Below are 16,079 nucleotides of genomic sequence, written 5' to 3'. Positions count from 1 at the left end.
TTATTGAATTCCTCCCGTCATTGCTAAGATAATCAAAACAAGGTTGATTAGGACTATGGAGATGATTAAAATGAAATCACTTTTTAGGAAGGGTTGAACAAACTCGTAGTTTGGTGACTCCATTTCTTCCAATCTTCTCTTTGTTTCAGCTGCTACTAATTCTTCAATTTCGGATGTCGTTTTCATCTTAGTTTTCCTCCAAATACAAGTCAAGGGCCAGTTGTCCATATTGTTTGGTATAGCGATACCAGATGTAGAGAAACTCACCGACTGGTTTTCCGACACTCTCCTGGAACAAAGCCCACAAGAACCAATAATATGAGGTCACTGCTACATAAGCCAAGTAGTGACGTTTGGTTTTTTTATCTGGTACTTCTTGTAGATACAATTCCAGTACTTTTTCAGCATCCTCTACGGTATAGTTGGAACACGCGATAAAGGTCCCCAAATCTCCTGCTGGCTCTCCCATTCCAGAATATTCCCAATCAATCAAGCTCATTTCGCCTGCTTCGTTTAACAAAAAATTAGGACTATAGGAATCTCCATGACAAAGGACAACCTGTTTCGGATCATTCTGTAAATAATTTTTGAGAAGTGAGACGGTTTTATCCAGTTCCTCGAGACCATCAAACTCGAACCGATTTCTAGCCTTCAATTTTTCTCTAAAATCAATAATTCCTTCAAATTGGTCAAAGGAATGTTCCGTTTTTTCTCCAGATTGGTGTAACCGTCTCAAGAGGTTCATTGCTTGTGCCACATCATCCCAATTATCATAATCCAGTTGCTTAGCATTGGGAATAAACTCTGAAATCTTCCATCCCTCATCCTTGTTCATGGCTACGAAGGTACGGTCGATCTTTAATTTTGCAGCAATTTCCATTGAAGCTGCTTCACTAGCTCGGTCGATATAATTTTCCGTTCCCCTACCCGGATGACGGTAAACATATTTTTTCCCTAGACAGTCAAATGAAAATGATGTGTTGGTTAATCCATCTTTTAGTGGTTTGATATTGACAATATCTGAAGCCACACACTTTAATGTCTTACAGATATTATCAATAATGGCCGAATCTGCATTTACCAAATAACGTTCATCAAATTGACGTAGTTCATCTAGTGAATCAAATTCTTTAACAATATCCGCTGAATAGTGGCGCGCTTCTAAAAGGAGTTCTTTGACATGGCGACCATAGTAATCCTCCCAAAGCTGTTCCCGATAAGGTTCGTGTTTAAACTCGGTTTCTAAAACTTCCTTGAATTTCTCGCTGAATGCGCGGTCGAAATAAACGTGTCCCACCATGGCCCAAGTATTTTCTCCACCAATCTGGATATCAATAATCGTGTGATTCGAATCCTCTATAGCACAATATTCGTCCGTTTGACCTTCTGCAAATATCGTCGAGTAATAACCTCTATAAATATATTGCTCAAACGGATTTTCCACAAAATAATTATCCGATGAACAAATATAAGTGTTGGAAAGTTGATTTTTAACCAACATGAGAGATGAACAGTTATTGTATTTGTAGTAATCATTATTCACTACAATTTTTACACCAAACTTCTCTGCAAGATAGAACATTTTTTCTTGAAGATAGCCTACAATAACGGTTATATCTTCTATTCCTGCTTCTTGCAGTTGTCTAATTTCCCTCTCTATCAAGCGTTCCCCCTTGACTTGAAGCAATCCTTTAGGAATTTCATAAGACAAAGGAGCAAAACGACTACTCATGCCAGCAGCCATTATAATGGCATTTTCTACTCGATAGGGTTCTAAAACTTTTTGGCCCAGTTCTGTTAAGTGAAGCTCCTCATCAACCCACTTCTCTTCTTTCAGTTTTTTCAATAATGTGTTAATTGTTCCTAAAGATAGGTCTAACTCTTCAGCTAACTGTCTCTGAGTAAAGGTCTTTTCTTTATGTATCAACATAAAACGCAAAAGTTTAAATTGTTTCTCTGTTAGCATTTCTCAGTCCTCCTGTTCAATTTTTTCTTACTCATATTATAATATGAACAAGAATAACTGTCAATTCAAATAGGGAAACAATTAGTAAAAATTAAGACCTTCTTCCCTTTCCTCAAAAACATATAAATAAAAGAGCTCCTTATTCTGGAGCCCTGAAATATTTTATATTCTTGATAAGTAGTCGTATTAGGTGTCGCTTGGTTGCAATCCTTATCTGACGACTAAAAAGGTCCCCCAGACTATAGAGGGATTGCGTGCGCAATCTCCATCCACAACCTAAACTAGTCTCCCAGACTAGAGGAGATTTTCTTGCGCAATCCTCATCTGGCGACTAAAAAGGTCCTCCAGACCTTTTTAGCCACCTAGATATGCTTTTCTGACTTCATCTGATGCTGCAAGTTCTTTTCCTGTTCCTGATAGGACAATCTTTCCTGTTTCAAGTACATAACCACGGTCAGAGATAGCGAGAGCTTTGTTAGCGTTCTGTTCAATTAGGAGAACCGTTGTTCCTTGCTTCTGAATATCTTGAATGATATCAAAAATTTCTTGGATAAAGATTGGGGCAAGTCCCATTGACGGCTCATCCAAGAGAAGGAGCTTAGGTGTAGACATGAGAGCGCGTCCCATAGCCAGCATCTGCTGTTCACCACCTGAAAGAGTTGCCGCATCTTGGTTTTTACGCTCTTCAAGACGTGGGAAGCGTGAGAAAACTTTTTTCAAGTTAGCTTGATTTTCTTCACGATTTTTCTTTAAAAAGGCTCCCATTTCTAAGTTTTCCATAACAGTCAAACCTGGGAAAACATGGCGTCCCTCAGGAACTTGTGAAAGACCAGCTGCCACGATTTTTTGCGCTGGTAGCTTTTGAATTTCTTTTCCTAAAAACTGAATTTTACCAGCACTAGGACGAACCAAACCTGAAAGGGTACGAAGAATGGTTGTTTTACCAGCACCATTAGCACCAATCAAGGAAACAACTTCACCTTCATTAACCTCGAAACTTACATCACGAACTGCTTGGATCATACCGTAATGCACAGAGAGGTTTTCAACTTTTAACATAGACATTAGGCTTCACCTCCTAGATAAGCTTCGATAACGCGTTTGTCGTTCTTGATCTCATCCGGAGTCCCATGAGCGATTAACCGACCATATTCAAGAACATAGATACGCTCAGTGACTTCCATAACCAAATTCATGTCGTGTTCGATGAGCATGATGGTAATTTTAAATTCATCTTTGATACGACGGATCAATTCTGTCAATTCAGCTGTTTCTTGAGGATTCATCCCAGCTGCAGGTTCATCCAAAAAGAGGATTTTAGGTTCTGTTGCCAGAGCACGAACGATTTCCAATCGACGTTGTTGGCCATAGGCTAGATTCTTCGCAAGAGTATCTGCGTCACCATCCAAATCAAAAATCTTCAGCAAGTCCAAAGCTTTATTTTTTAATTCTTCCTCATTCTTATAGAAAGCAGGTAAGCGTAGAAAGCTAGCGAGGACATGTTGTTTATGATGATTGCTAAACGCAATCAAAACATTTTCCAAAACTGTTAAGTCCTTAAACAGACGAATATTTTGGAAAGTACGACTGAGTCCAAGTGAAGCAATCTTATAGGGAGTTTTCCCATTTAGGAGGTGACCATCTAGTGTCACAGTACCTTCGCTTGGTTCATAAACGCCGGTCAAGAGATTGAAAAGGGTTGTTTTACCAGCCCCGTTTGGTCCAATCAGACCAACCAATTCTCCCTCATTCAATTCAAGAGTGACATCTCCAACAGCTGTTAGACCGCCAAAATGTTTGGTTAACTGTTTAACTTCAAGTAATGCCATTAGTTTTGTCCCTCCTTCTTCGATTTTTTAAAGAAACGTGATAGACTCAATTCCCATGTCCCAAGAAGTCCACCTGGTCTGAAAATCATAACCAATACAAGAGCCAAGGCGTAGATGATCATACGTACGCTAGCTACATCTTGAAGGAGCATATTTAAAATTCCTAAAACAATCGCTGAAACGATGGTACCAGTAATAGATCCAAGTCCACCAAATACAACGATAATCAACACGTTGATGGAATTAATAAAAGTGTAATCTTTTGGGACAACAGAACCGATAAAACCGGCCTGAAGTGAACCAGCAATACTTGCTGTAATGGCACCAAAGACAAAAGCGATAATCTTGATCTTTGTAGTGTTTACCCCAACGGATTCAGCAGCAATCTCATCCTCACGAACAGATAGAGTAGAGCGTCCAATTGGACTACGTAAGAAGTTTAGAGTTGCAATAGTTGTGATCACTACAAAAAGATAAACCATTTGCCAGTTGGTAAAGTTTGGTATACCCAAGATACCAGCAGCACCGTTGGTCAAACTACCACCATTAATGATAAAGATACGAATGATTTCTGAAACACCTAGTGTCGCAACAGCCAGGTAGTCACCCTTCAAACGAAGTGTCGGAATCCCAACGAGCAAAGCAACTGCACCAGAAATCAAAGCGCCCAAGACCATTGCTCCAAAGAAGGCACCATAGGTTGGTGATTTTGAACCAATAATCGCTGCTGCATAAGCCCCAATTGCCATAAAACCTGCATGACCAAGTGAGAATTGTCCTGAAAAACCAACGATTAAGTTCAAACCTACTGCAAGGATGATATTAATCCCAATTTGTTCTAAAATTTGGACATGGAATAGATTGAGAACACCAGCAGAAACCAGTACGCTAATCAATCCATAACCCGCTAACAGAAGGAATAACCAGAGAATATTTACTTTAAGATTTGTCTTCATTGTTTACACCTTCTCTTTCACATTCTTACCAAGGATACCCGCAGGTCGAACAATCAGAATCAAAAGCAAGATTCCATACACGATAGCATCACGGAAATCAGACATACCGAAGGCAGTAGCAAATGTTTCCAACAAGCCAATCACAAATCCCCCTAGAGCTGCACCAGGAATAATCCCGATACCACCCAGTACGGCCGCAACGAATGATTTCAAACCCGGAGTCACACCCATCAAAGGTTCAAGAGAGTTGTAGTAAAGGGCAATGAGGACACCTGCTGCACCAGCAAGGGCTGAACCCAAAGCAAAGGTAAAGCTGATTGTACGGTTTACATTAATTCCCATCAATTGAGCTGCGTCACTATCAACTGATACCGCACGCATGGCTTTCCCCATTTTTGTTTTTTGGACGATCAATTGCAATAAAACCATCAAGAATATAGAAACTGCTAAAATCATCAATTGAACATTTGTCAAGCTAATTGGTCCCAAGTCAAAGCGGACTGTTTCAATTGCTTGAGGGAAGGCACGAGTATTGGCACCTACTAGATAAACCATTCCGTATTCCAGTAGGAAAGACACTCCGATGGCAGTAATCAATACAGCAATACGTGTAGAGTGTCTTAAAGGACGGTAGGCAAGAAACTCAATCACAACACCAAGTAGTGCGGTTCCTGCCATTGAAATAATTAAAGCTAAAAAGAAATCCATTTGGAAAGAATTAATCAAAAAGTAACCAATAAAGGCACCCATCATGTAAATATCACCATGGGCGAAGTTAATGAGTTTGATAATTCCATAAACCATGGTATAACCCAGAGCCAAAAGTGCATAAACACTACCCAGAATTAGACCATTCACAAGTTGTTGGAGCATAGCATTCACTCTTTTCTATCGTTATTTTTTAGAAAATTTCATTATTTTCACAAGTTCATAAACACCGAAACAGGGAGTGAGTCAAAGGCTCATTCCCCATTTCAATTACTATTCTAATGTTATGGTTTTACAACTTCTGCTTCTTCAACTTTACCATTGTTCATGGTCATCATGTAAGCAGTTTTCACTGTATTGTGGTCAGCATCAAAGCTTGTTTGACCAGTTACACCATCAAAATCTTTGGTTTTAGCAAGGTTGTCCTTGATTTCACCTGAGTTTTTAGCACCTTTTGCAGCATTTGCTACTAGGTAAACTGAGTCATAGGCTAAAGCTGAGAATGTTGAAGGCTCTTCGTTGTATTTAGCACGGTATGCTTCAAGGAAAGCTTTAGCTTTTGCAGAAACATCAACGGTAGTTGAGAAACCAGAGATGAAGTAAATGTTTGATGCTCTTTCAGCAGTTGCTTGTTGAACAAATTCTTCACCGTTAAATCCATCGCCACCAATGATTGGCTTATCAATTCCCATACCACGAGCTTGGTTTACAATTTTACCAGCTTCTGTGTAGTAACCTGGAACAACGATAGCATCAAACTCTTTGTCTTTCATTTTAGTAAGGGCTGCTTGGAAGTCAGTATCACCTGCTACAAACGTTTCATCTGCTACAATCTCACCCTTGTAGGCTTCGCGGAAAGATTTAGCAATACCTTTAGCATAGTCACTAGCGTTGTCAGTATAAAGAACAACCTTCTTAGCATTCAACTTGTTTGTGACATAGTTAGAGATAATCTTCCCTTGGAAGCTATCTTGGAATGTTCCGATAAATAGGTAATCTTGACCTTTAGTCAAACCGTCTTGAGTAGCACTTGGTGAAATCAATGGCACTCCAGCTTTAGTAGCGTTAGCTACAGCTGCAGCAGTTGCACCAGATGTCGCAGGTCCTACAATAGCTGCTACTTTTGATTGGGTAACAAGGTTTGTTGTAACAGAAGCTGCTTCAGCAGTTTCTGACTTGTTGTCTTTGTCCACAACTTCGATTTGTTTTCCATCAATTCCACCTGCAGCGTTGATTTCGTCTACAGCAAGTTGGGCACCCTTTTGTTCAGCTGTACCATAAGCTGCCACAGCACCTGTCTCTTCAAAGTTAAAACCGATTTTAATTGTTTTTTCGTCTACTGGATTTCCAGTTGTGTTTGACGCTCCTGACTTGACCTCTCCACAGGCAGCAAGAAGAGCCACACTAGCAAGAGCCACAAAAGATAGGGCAAATTTTTTCTTCATTTTTAATCTCCTTATAGTTGTTTCAAAAATTGTATGTTAAGAATATACCGAATTATCAGAAAATTGTCAATGTATTTGTTTAACTTTTTAAATGATAACGTTTTCTTCAGTCCGATAGAGATTCCCAACGAAGGGAGTTTCTAGCTCTTGAATATGGCAACGTCTAATTTTCTTGATATATCTTTCCTTACCTAATCTCTCAACCAAGTCATCTAGCTCCCCAGTTGGAACATAGAGCTGCAAGTAACGATGTTTTTTGGAATGGTAACAGATATCACCGTATTCCTGAAGTTTTTTTGCATCTCGGTTATAGTAGAGATAGATGATTAATCCTGATCGATTTGTTTTTTCAAACATGAGGGATCCTCTTTCTAAGAAATCTTCCCCTATTATACCAAAAAAAGCAAACTCCGTCGAGTTTGCTTTCTAGGTTGCTTAGCTTAAAGAATTGTTGGCCATGATTTCATCAATAAAGCCATATTCAAGTGTTTCTTGGGCACTCATCCAGTAATCACGTTCCGCATCTGCATGAATTTGCTCAACTGATTTACCAGAGTTATCTGCAAGAATTTGCTCCAAAGTTTTACGAGTTTTGAGCAAGTGCTCTGCAGCGATTGCCATATCTGTCTGTTGGGTACCACCACCTGTACCACCCATTGGTTGGTGAATCATGTACTCTGCATTTGGAAGCATGAAACGTTTGCCTTTTGCGCCACTTGATGCGATGACAGTACCCATAGATGCTGCCATCCCCATAACGATAGTTTGGACATCAGCCTTGATAAAGTTCATAGTATCAACGATTGCCAAACCAGCTGAAACAGAGCCTCCAGGTGTGTTGACATAAAGGTAAATATCTTTTGTGCTGTCTTGGGCATCCAAGAAGAGTAATTGGGCGATAACGGAGTTGGCCATGTTGTCTTCAACTGGACCTGTTAGCATGATGATGCGGTCTTTCAGAAGACGAGAGTAAATATCATAGGAACGTTCTCCACGGCTTGTTTGTTCAATAACTACAGGAATCATTCATTTCTCCTTTTAATGTTGAATTTTCTTAGTCTTACGACTCAATACAGAACTATTATATCTTTTTGGTCAAAAAAGGTCAAATTTTTGCTCTATTCTCTAAACAGAAACAAAAACTCAACCTCCTTTCAAGTCAAAAACGAACTTCTAGTTTCAATATTTAATTTGGAATTTTATTTAGTACCAAACAAGCGGTCTCCAGCATCTCCAAGACCTGGAACGATATAACCGTGTTCGTTCAAGCGTTCATCCAAGGCTGCTGTAAAGATCTCTACATCTGGGTGTGCTTCTTGAAGAGCTTTCACTCCTTCTGGAGCAGATACTAGGCAGACAAATTTGATATTTGATGCGCCACGTTTTTTAAGCGAATCTACAGCCAAAATTGCTGAGCCACCTGTTGCCAACATTGGGTCCACTACAAAGATTTGACGTTGGTCAATGTCCTCAGGTAATTTCACCAAGTATTCAACTGGTTGAAGGGTTTCTTCATCACGGTACATACCGATATGACCAACTTTGGCTGCTGGAACCAAGCTCAAGAGGCCATCTACCATCCCGATACCTGCACGCAAGATTGGGACAATCGCCAATTTTTTACCAGCCAATTGTTTTTGAACGGTCTTTGTGATAGGTGTTTCGATTTCCACGTCTTCAAGTGGAAGATCACGAAGTACTTCATATCCCATCAACATTGCAATCTCGTCTACTAGTTCACGAAAAGCTTTTGTAGAAGTGTCTGTACGACGCAAGATTGACAACTTGTGTTGAATGAGTGGATGATTAATGACTTCAATTTTTCCCATTTTCTGAGTTCCTTCTTTCAATTTATTCTTCTTATTATATCAAAAAACGGTTTAAAAAGCTTTCTAAACCATTTATTTTTATTAATTTTTAAATCAAATCTGCCTCTTGAAGAGCTGTCTGAACAGTCTCAAGTGGTAAATAAGTTAACTCGGTGCCTTTTTCTTGATAGAGGTATTTGGCATAGTCGTCCATACGGTACTGGTTGATATAAACCACGCGCTTGCAACCAACTTGAAGCAGTTGTTTGGTGCAGTTCAGACAAGGGAAATGGGTCACATAGGCTGTAAATCCTCTTGGAACCCCCCGTTCAGCCCCCTGGAGAATAGCATTAACCTCAGCGTGAAGTGTACGGACACAGTGACCTTCAATGACTAAACAGTCGTGATCGATACAGTGCTCCGTTCCTGATACGGAACCATTGTAGCCTGTTGAAATCACCTTATTATCCTTGACTAGAACAGCACCCACCTTGGCACGTTTGCAGGTCGAACGATTGGCAATCAGTAAGGCCTGGGCAGCAAAGTACTCATCCCAAGCCAGTCTTTTTTCTGTCATTATTCTTCTCCTTATCCCCTATTTTTTGAAAAATGGCAAGCGTAAATCTGCAATCTTTTCAGCTGGAACCTTCATGCCATCCTTGATCCATTTGAGCAGAACCGATACGATGGCAGAACTCCAAAAGGAATGAAGGTAGCTGCTAACGCCTTTTGACTTTCCGTGGTATTTTTCTAGAAATTCCTGCATGGCTTGGACAAAAATCTTTTCCAAATGATAGTCCAGAGCAAGTTGGATAACCTTGGCTTCTTTCTTGGCTGCGCGGAAAAGGTGTACCCAGACCAGATAAAGGTCTGTTTTGACATCGTAGTGGCTCAGCTGTTCCATAATGTTATGGACACTGCGTTTAAAGACGCTTTCCAAAATCTCTTCTTTAGAATCATAATTTCGATAGAAGGCAGCGCGAGAGACACCCGCTCGTTTGACCAGCTCCGAAATGCTGATCTTGGCCAAATCTTTTTTCTCTAGAAGTTGCAAAAGAGCCGTCTCGATTGCTTCTCTGGTCAAGAAATTGGATTCTTGATTTGATTTTCTGAGATTTTCAAGAGATTTTTCAGATATTTTACGTTCAGACATAACAATTTCTTTCTACTTGTGACAACAGAGAGGTGGTACTTTTGTTTCAAGGGCTTTCATGATATAATTGTAAAAAAAGACAGAACCTTTGTCAATGTATAAGTGACAAAGATGGAGAATTTCTATGACTTGGAAGATTGTAGCTGACTCTGGTTGTGATTATCGTCAACTGCCTACTCTTGCTATCGATACTGAATTTGTGAGTGTTCCTTTAACCATTCAAGTAGCTGATCAGGTCTTTATCGATGATGCCAATCTCGACATTAACCACATGATGGAAACCATGTATGCGACTTCTGAGGCTTCAAAATCAGCCTGTCCTAGCCCTGATGATTACTTGCGTGCATTCGAAGGAGCCAAGCATATCTTTGTCGTTACTATCACTGGTGCTCTTTCTGGCAGTCATAATAGTGCGCAACTTGCTAAGAATATCTACCTTGAAGAACATCCTGACACTCAGATTCATGTTATTGATAGTTTATCTGCAGGTGGGGAAGTTGACTTGATTGTCGAAAAAATCAATGAATTGATTGAACAAGGACTTTCTTATGAGGAGATTGTTGAAGCTATCACAGCCTACCAAGAAAAAACCAAGTTGCTCTTTGTCCTCGCTAAGGTCGATAACTTGGTAAAAAATGGTCGTTTGAGCAAACTTATCGGTACAGTTGTTGGTCTTCTCAACATCCGTATGGTCGGAGAGGCGAGTAATACTGGAACACTAGAACTGCTCCAAAAGGCTCGTGGACCAAAAAAATCGCTTCAAGCAGCCTATGAAGAACTCATCAAGGCTGGCTATGCTGGTGGCCGTATCGTCATGGCTCATCGCAGCAATGAAAAATTCTGTCAGCAATTGTCAGAACGCTTGCTGGAAAACTTCCCACAAGCGGATATCAAAATTATCCCAACGTCTGGTCTCTGCAGTTTTTATGCAGAAGATGGCGGTTTGTTGATGGGATATGAAATTAACTAAGATTATGAGCAACAAGAGATGCCAAGCATCTCTTGTTTTTTGTGGTACAATAGAGCTATGAAACATTTTGATACTATTGTCATCGGTGGTGGACCTGCTGGCATGATGGCTACCATTTCCAGTAGCTTTTATGGTCAGAAAACTCTTCTCATCGAAAAAAATCGGAAACTCGGAAAAAAATTAGCTGGTACTGGTGGTGGTCGTTGCAATGTAACTAACAACGGAACTCTAGATGACCTACTAGCTGGCATCCCTGGAAATGGACGCTTTCTATACAGTGTCTTTTCCCAGTTTGATAACCATGATATCATCAACTTTTTCACGGAAAACGGTGTTAAACTAAAGGTCGAGGACCACGGACGCGTCTTTCCTGCTAGCGACAAATCGCGGACTATTATCGAGGCCCTAGAAAAGAAAATCACTGAGCTAGGAGGTCAAGTTGCTACTCAAACGGAGATTGTTTCTGTTAAAAAGATAGACGACCAGTTTGTCCTTAAGTCCGCAGACCAAACCTTCACTTGTGATAAACTCATTGTCACAACAGGTGGTAAATCCTATCCTTCCACTGGTTCGACTGGTTTCGGTCACGAGATTGCCCGCCATTTCAAACATACCATTACTGAGCTTGAAGCTGCTGAAAGCCCATTGTTTACTGATTTTTCACACAAAGCGCTTCAGGGGATTTCACTAGACGATGTGACCTTAAGCTATGGCAAGCATGTCATCACCCACGATCTGCTCTTTACCCACTTTGGTCTATCCGGTCCTGCTGCTCTGCGTATGTCTAGTTTTGTCAAGGGCGGGGAGATTCTCTCGCTAGATGTTTTGCCCCAACTTTCTGAGAGAGACTTGGCTGCATTTCTAGAAGATAATCGGGAAAAATCCTTGAAAAATGCTTTGAAAACTTTGCTTCCAGAACGCTTGGCAGAATTTTTTGTTCAAGAATATCCTGACAAAGTTAAACAGCTAACTGAAAAAGAACGCGAGCAACTACTCCAGTCTATCAAGGCTCTCAAAATCCCTGTGACTGGCAAAATGTCTCTTGCCAAGTCATTTGTCACCAAAGGCGGTGTCAGTCTCAAGGAAATCAATCCCAAAACTCTGGAAAGTAAGCTCGTTCCTGGTCTCCACTTTGCTGGCGAAGTCATAGATATCAATGCCCACACGGGTGGCTTCAACATCACTTCTGCCCTCTGCACCGGCTGGGTGGCAGGCTCCAATCCAATAAATACCAAGTAAGAAAGGAAATCCTTTGGAACATATTATTTTACTAAGAGGCGTTACTCCTAATGGAAAAAATGCTATCCCGAAAATGTCTTATTTGGTAGATATTTTGACAGAAGCTGGTTTTCAACACGTTCGAACCTATATTCAAAGTGGGAATATCATTCTTGAGAGTGACTCAGATTTAGAAGAAATACGAGAACGCGTTCATACTTTGATAAAGGAAAAAATTGGGGCCGACTTAAAAATGGTTATCAAGAATAAGAACAATTTTGAAAAGATTGTTCATGAGAATCCATTTAAAGAAGACTATCTTCATGATCGTGTGCATGTAATTCTTTATCAAGGACTTATCCAAAGTCTGCCACTAGAAAAATTGAAAACTGACTACGGCGAGGAAGAAATCTGTGTAGGCGATTACTGTCTCTACCTCTATCTTCCTAGAACTGCAAAACAAAAAAAGCTCAATACCAACTATCTTGAAAAATTGTTTGGCGTGGTTCTGACCATGCGAAAGTTAAACGTAGTTGAAAAACTATTAACCAAATAGTACTTGAAACCAGAAAAAATCAGCAGAGGTAACTCCGCTGATTTTTATTTTGTCTGTGTCCGAACGTAAGCAGCAATAACATCTGATGTGTATTGAGCTGTACCAGGTCCAAATTTGTCAATGTTTTCCTTAAACTCTGGGTTGTAGACGTATCCTTTTCCGATATGACCGAAGACTTCAATAGAGCAGTCAAATCCATAAGTACGAATGGCTTGCAAGAGCTTGGCTACTTGCTCTTGGTTTTCGGCTGCTGTTGCAGGTAAACCAGCTTGAAGATTTTGTGCCAAAGTTTGAAAGACTTGGTTAAAGGCGGCCGTAGACTCATCTTCACGACCTTTTTGTCGCTCGAGGGCTTGATCCATGACTTCTTGCCCATATTTCTCTACCGCTTCTTGGTGGTATTTTTGGTTGTCTTGATAGCTAAATCCCGTGAATTTTTCCTCAATGGTCATTTTTCTTTCTCCTTTTTGTTCTTGAATGGTTTTTTGCAAGGTGGAAATCAAGGTATCTAGATGTTGCCTTTCTCGAGTCAAATAGTCCAACTGTCTAGTCAAGTGAGGCAACAAATCTGATCTATCTTCCTTTAATAGCTCTGCTATTTTTTCTAAAGAAAAACCTAGATATTTATAGTAAAGAATGACTTGAAGGCGTTCCAAATCCTCTTGACTGTAGGTTCGATAGCCGTTTTCCGACTTCAAGGGAACCAAGAGTCCTATCTTGTCATAGTGGTGCAGGGTCTTGACAGAGACACCTGTAAGCTGCGCAGCTTCTTTTATATGGTACATGATTTCCTCCTTACAAGAATAGTATAAACCATCCCCTTAGGTCAGAGTCAAGCGTTTTTGCGAAACATTTTTAACTTTTTGTGAAAGGTGTGAAAACTTGAAAATGGTTTTCTTGACAGACATTAGAAAACATGATAGGATAGTCAAGTCTATCAATCAAACAGAAGGCTCATAAAGAGCCATTGAGAGAAGGCTATTTGACAACTCAAGTAGCCTTTTCTTATTTTAAAAACGAGATTGGAGTTTAACTATGTCAGAAAAATCGCAATGGGGCTCGAAACTGGGCTTCATCCTAGCATCTGCTGGCTCAGCCATCGGGCTTGGTGCCGTTTGGAAGTTTCCCTATATGACTGCTGCAAATGGCGGTGGAGGCTTTTTACTGGTCTTTCTCATTTCTACCATTTTAATCGGTTTCCCGCTCTTGCTTGCTGAGTTTGCACTTGGTCGTAGCGCTGGCGTTTCTGCTATCAAAACCTTTGGAAAACTGGGCAAGAATAGCAAATACAATTTTATCGGTTGGATTGGTGCCTTTGCCCTCTTTATCCTCCTATCCTTTTACAGTGTCATTGGAGGATGGATTTTAGTCTATCTAGGCATTGAGTTTGGAAAATTGTTCCAACTTGGTGGAACGGGTGATTATGCTCAGTTATTTACTTCAATCATTTCAAACCCAGCCATTGCTCTAGGAGCTCAAGCTACCTTTATCTTGTTGAATATCTTTATTGTATCACGTGGGGTTCAAAAAGGGATTGAAAGAGCCTCAAAAGTTATGATGCCCCTGCTCTTTATCATCTTTGTCGTGATCATTGGGCGCTCTCTCAGTTTGCCAAATGCCATGGAAGGCGTTCTCTACTTCCTCAAACCAGACTTCTCAAAACTGACCAGTGCTGGCTTCCTTTATGCCCTGGGACAATCTTTCTTTGCCCTTTCATTAGGGGTCACAGCCATGCTGACCTATGCTTCTTACTTGGACAAGAAAACCAATCTGGTCCAGTCAGGGATTTCCATCGTAGCCATGAACATCTCGGTATCCATCATGGCAGGTCTAGCCATTTTCCCAGCCATGTCAGCCTTCAATATCCAGTCTGAAGGGGGACCAAGCCTGCTCTTTATCGTTTTGCCACAACTCTTTGACAAGATGCCCTTTGGAACCATTTTCTACATCCTTTTCCTCTTGCTCTTCCTCTTTGCGACGGTCACTTCTTCTGTAGTCATGCTGGAAATCAATGTGGGCAATGTCACCAATCAGGACAACAGCAAGCGGGCTAAGTGGAGTGCCATTTTAGGAATCTTGACCTTTGTTTTTGGAATTCCTTCAGCCCTATCTTACGGAGTTATGGCGGATGTTCACATTTTTGGTAAAACCTTCTTTGACGCCATGGATTTCTTGGTTTCCAATCTCCTCATGCCATTTGGAGCCCTCTGCCTTTCTCTCTTTACAGGCTACATCTTCAAAAAGGCCCTTGCCATGGAGGAACTCCATCTTGATGAAAGAGCTTGGAAACAGGGACTTTTCCAAGTCTGGCTCTTCCTTCTTCGTTTTATCATTCCCATCATCATCATCGTGGTTTTTATCGCCCAATTTATGTAATCAAAAAGGACTTGAGTAGTAAACTCAGGCCCTTTCTTTTTATGGATGACTAACAATCAATTCCAGCCCTTGCCCTTCCAGAGTCCAAGATTCAACATCACTTGGTAGGATAAAGTGGCTACCTTTTTGGATTGGATAATCTTTTCCATCTACAATCAGTTTCCCTTGGCCAGCTAAGACACTCAACAAACTGTAGTCAGCTGTCTTTTCAAAATCAACTTTTCCAGTGATTTCCCACTTGTAAACGGCGAAGAAATCATTGGATACAAGGAGAGTTGAACACAAATCATCAGCTTTGACTGTTACAGGACGGCTATTTGCTGGTTCACCAATGTTCAAGACATCGATGGATTTTTCAAGGTGAAGTTCACGCAAGTTGCCATTGTCATCCTTACGGTCAAAGTCATAGACACGATAGGTTGTATCACTAGACTGTTGAGTTTCAAGAATCAAGATTCCCGCACCGATAGCGTGCATGGTTCCACTTGGTACATAGAAGAAATCTCCAGCCTTGACTGGCACTTTGGTCAGCAAGGTATCCCAGTTTTTATCTTCGATTTGCTGGCGGAGTTCTTCTTTTGATTTGGCGTTGTGGCCATAGATAATCTCTGAACCTTCGTCTGCTGCGATGATGTACCAGCACTCTGTTTTCCCTAACTCGCCTTCATGTTCTAGTCCATAGGCATCGTCTGGATGAACTTGGACACTGAGCCAGTCGTTGGCATCGAGAATCTTGGTCAATAGTGGAAATACAGGTTCGGGACGGTTGCCAAACAATTCACGGTGTTCCGCATACAAAGTAGCAAGGTCTGTTCCCTCGTAGCGACCATTGGCTACCTTTGAAACCCCATTTGGGTGGGCTGAAATAGCCCAGTATTCGCCAATTTTTTCACTTGGAATGTCGTAACCAAACTCATCACGTAGCTTGGTCCCACCCCAGATTTTTTCTTGAATAACTGATTGTAAAAATAATGGTTCTGACATGTCGATCTCCTGTCTGATTTTTCTCCCCTCATTATAGCAAAAAAAGAGTTCGAATTGAACTCTTTTTCCTATCTTATAAAGTAGGGAGAAGATTTTGTAAAAATAGTGAA

General features: G+C 40.7%; 18 protein-coding genes. 4 read left to right on the top strand and 14 right to left on the bottom strand.

The window, feature by feature from the left end; genetic code table 11:
• From NMM25_RS02950 to NMM25_RS02895, 12 genes are all read right to left on the bottom strand, one after another.
• A complete protein-coding gene (locus tag NMM25_RS02950) occupies positions 1-186 on the bottom strand; it encodes a hypothetical protein (protein ID WP_000859101.1) in 186 nt (61 codons plus the stop codon).
• Position 187: 1 nt separating this feature from the next.
• Entirely contained in the window at positions 188-1,966 is a 1,779-nt protein-coding gene (locus NMM25_RS02945; protein ID WP_254735912.1) for a phosphotransferase, read from the bottom strand.
• Positions 1,967-2,320: 354 nt separating this feature from the next.
• Entirely contained in the window at positions 2,321-3,031 is a 711-nt protein-coding gene (locus NMM25_RS02940) for an ABC transporter ATP-binding protein (RefSeq protein ID WP_242745813.1), read from the bottom strand.
• Positions 3,031-3,795, bottom strand: coding sequence for an ABC transporter ATP-binding protein (locus tag NMM25_RS02935; RefSeq protein ID WP_254735911.1), 765 nt, complete (start codon positions 3,793-3,795; stop codon positions 3,031-3,033). The genes NMM25_RS02940 and NMM25_RS02935 overlap by 1 nt, the downstream gene beginning before the upstream one ends.
• Positions 3,795-4,751, bottom strand: coding sequence for a branched-chain amino acid ABC transporter permease (locus NMM25_RS02930; protein ID WP_000856262.1), 957 nt, complete (start codon positions 4,749-4,751; stop codon positions 3,795-3,797). Before NMM25_RS02930 ends, NMM25_RS02935 begins: the two co-directional genes overlap by 1 nt.
• Positions 4,752-4,754: 3 nt before the next feature.
• Positions 4,755-5,624 (bottom strand): branched-chain amino acid ABC transporter permease, encoded by an 870-nt coding sequence (locus NMM25_RS02925; RefSeq protein WP_000941410.1) that lies wholly within the window; start codon positions 5,622-5,624, stop codon positions 4,755-4,757.
• Positions 5,625-5,743: 119 nt separating this feature from the next.
• Positions 5,744-6,904, bottom strand: a complete 1,161-nt coding sequence (locus NMM25_RS02920; RefSeq protein ID WP_000726128.1) for an ABC transporter substrate-binding protein — start codon at positions 6,902-6,904, stop codon at positions 5,744-5,746.
• An 87-nt stretch (positions 6,905-6,991) separates the two neighbouring features.
• A complete protein-coding gene (locus NMM25_RS02915) occupies positions 6,992-7,261 on the bottom strand; it encodes a YlbG family protein (protein WP_044021086.1) in 270 nt (89 codons plus the stop codon).
• A gap of 78 nt (positions 7,262-7,339) precedes the next feature.
• A complete protein-coding gene (clpP, locus tag NMM25_RS02910) occupies positions 7,340-7,930 on the bottom strand; it encodes an ATP-dependent Clp protease proteolytic subunit ClpP (RefSeq protein ID WP_000613467.1) in 591 nt (196 codons plus the stop codon).
• Positions 7,931-8,103: 173 nt separating this feature from the next.
• Positions 8,104-8,733 (bottom strand): uracil phosphoribosyltransferase, encoded by a 630-nt coding sequence (gene upp, locus NMM25_RS02905; RefSeq protein ID WP_000515974.1) that lies wholly within the window; start codon positions 8,731-8,733, stop codon positions 8,104-8,106.
• A gap of 88 nt (positions 8,734-8,821) precedes the next feature.
• Positions 8,822-9,289 (bottom strand): cytidine/deoxycytidylate deaminase family protein, encoded by a 468-nt coding sequence (locus NMM25_RS02900; protein WP_254735910.1) that lies wholly within the window; start codon positions 9,287-9,289, stop codon positions 8,822-8,824.
• Positions 9,290-9,307: 18 nt separating this feature from the next.
• On the bottom strand, positions 9,308-9,865 hold the full coding sequence (locus tag NMM25_RS02895; protein ID WP_000003897.1) for a TetR/AcrR family transcriptional regulator: 558 nt from the start codon (positions 9,863-9,865) through the stop codon (positions 9,308-9,310).
• 124 nt (positions 9,866-9,989) lie between these two features.
• Here NMM25_RS02895 and NMM25_RS02890 point away from each other — a divergent pair, with 124 nt between their 5' ends.
• The 3 genes from NMM25_RS02890 to NMM25_RS02880 are packed head-to-tail and all read left to right on the top strand — an operon-like array spanning position 9,990 to position 12,609.
• Positions 9,990-10,835 carry a DegV family protein gene (locus NMM25_RS02890; protein ID WP_254735909.1) on the top strand — a complete coding sequence of 282 codons (846 nt, stop codon included), beginning with the start codon at positions 9,990-9,992 and terminating at the stop codon, positions 10,833-10,835.
• 57 nt (positions 10,836-10,892) lie between these two features.
• Positions 10,893-12,074: an NAD(P)/FAD-dependent oxidoreductase gene (locus NMM25_RS02885; RefSeq protein WP_254735908.1), complete on the top strand. Its 1,182-nt coding sequence runs from the start codon at positions 10,893-10,895 to the stop codon at positions 12,072-12,074.
• 13 nt (positions 12,075-12,087) lie between these two features.
• Positions 12,088-12,609, top strand: a complete 522-nt coding sequence (locus tag NMM25_RS02880; RefSeq protein WP_254735907.1) for a DUF1697 domain-containing protein — start codon at positions 12,088-12,090, stop codon at positions 12,607-12,609.
• A gap of 44 nt (positions 12,610-12,653) precedes the next feature.
• Here the strand turns inward: NMM25_RS02880 and NMM25_RS02875 are convergent, their stop codons facing one another.
• On the bottom strand, positions 12,654-13,394 hold the full coding sequence (locus NMM25_RS02875; RefSeq protein WP_254735906.1) for a MerR family transcriptional regulator: 741 nt from the start codon (positions 13,392-13,394) through the stop codon (positions 12,654-12,656).
• A 250-nt stretch (positions 13,395-13,644) separates the two neighbouring features.
• On the opposite strand from NMM25_RS02875, the gene NMM25_RS02870 reads away from it, so the two are divergent.
• Positions 13,645-14,985: a sodium-dependent transporter gene (locus tag NMM25_RS02870; protein ID WP_254735905.1), complete on the top strand. Its 1,341-nt coding sequence runs from the start codon at positions 13,645-13,647 to the stop codon at positions 14,983-14,985.
• 39 nt (positions 14,986-15,024) lie between these two features.
• Here the strand turns inward: NMM25_RS02870 and manA are convergent, their stop codons facing one another.
• Entirely contained in the window at positions 15,025-15,969 is a 945-nt protein-coding gene (manA, locus tag NMM25_RS02865) for a mannose-6-phosphate isomerase, class I (protein WP_254735904.1), read from the bottom strand.
• Positions 15,970-16,079 lie beyond the last annotated feature (110 nt).

The organism is Streptococcus sp. CF10-1 (assembly GCF_024295825.1).
Classification (GTDB): Bacteria; Bacillota; Bacilli; order Lactobacillales; family Streptococcaceae; genus Streptococcus.
The sequence above is the reverse complement of the archived record's forward strand: the minus strand, read 5'-3'. Positions and strand labels throughout refer to the sequence as shown.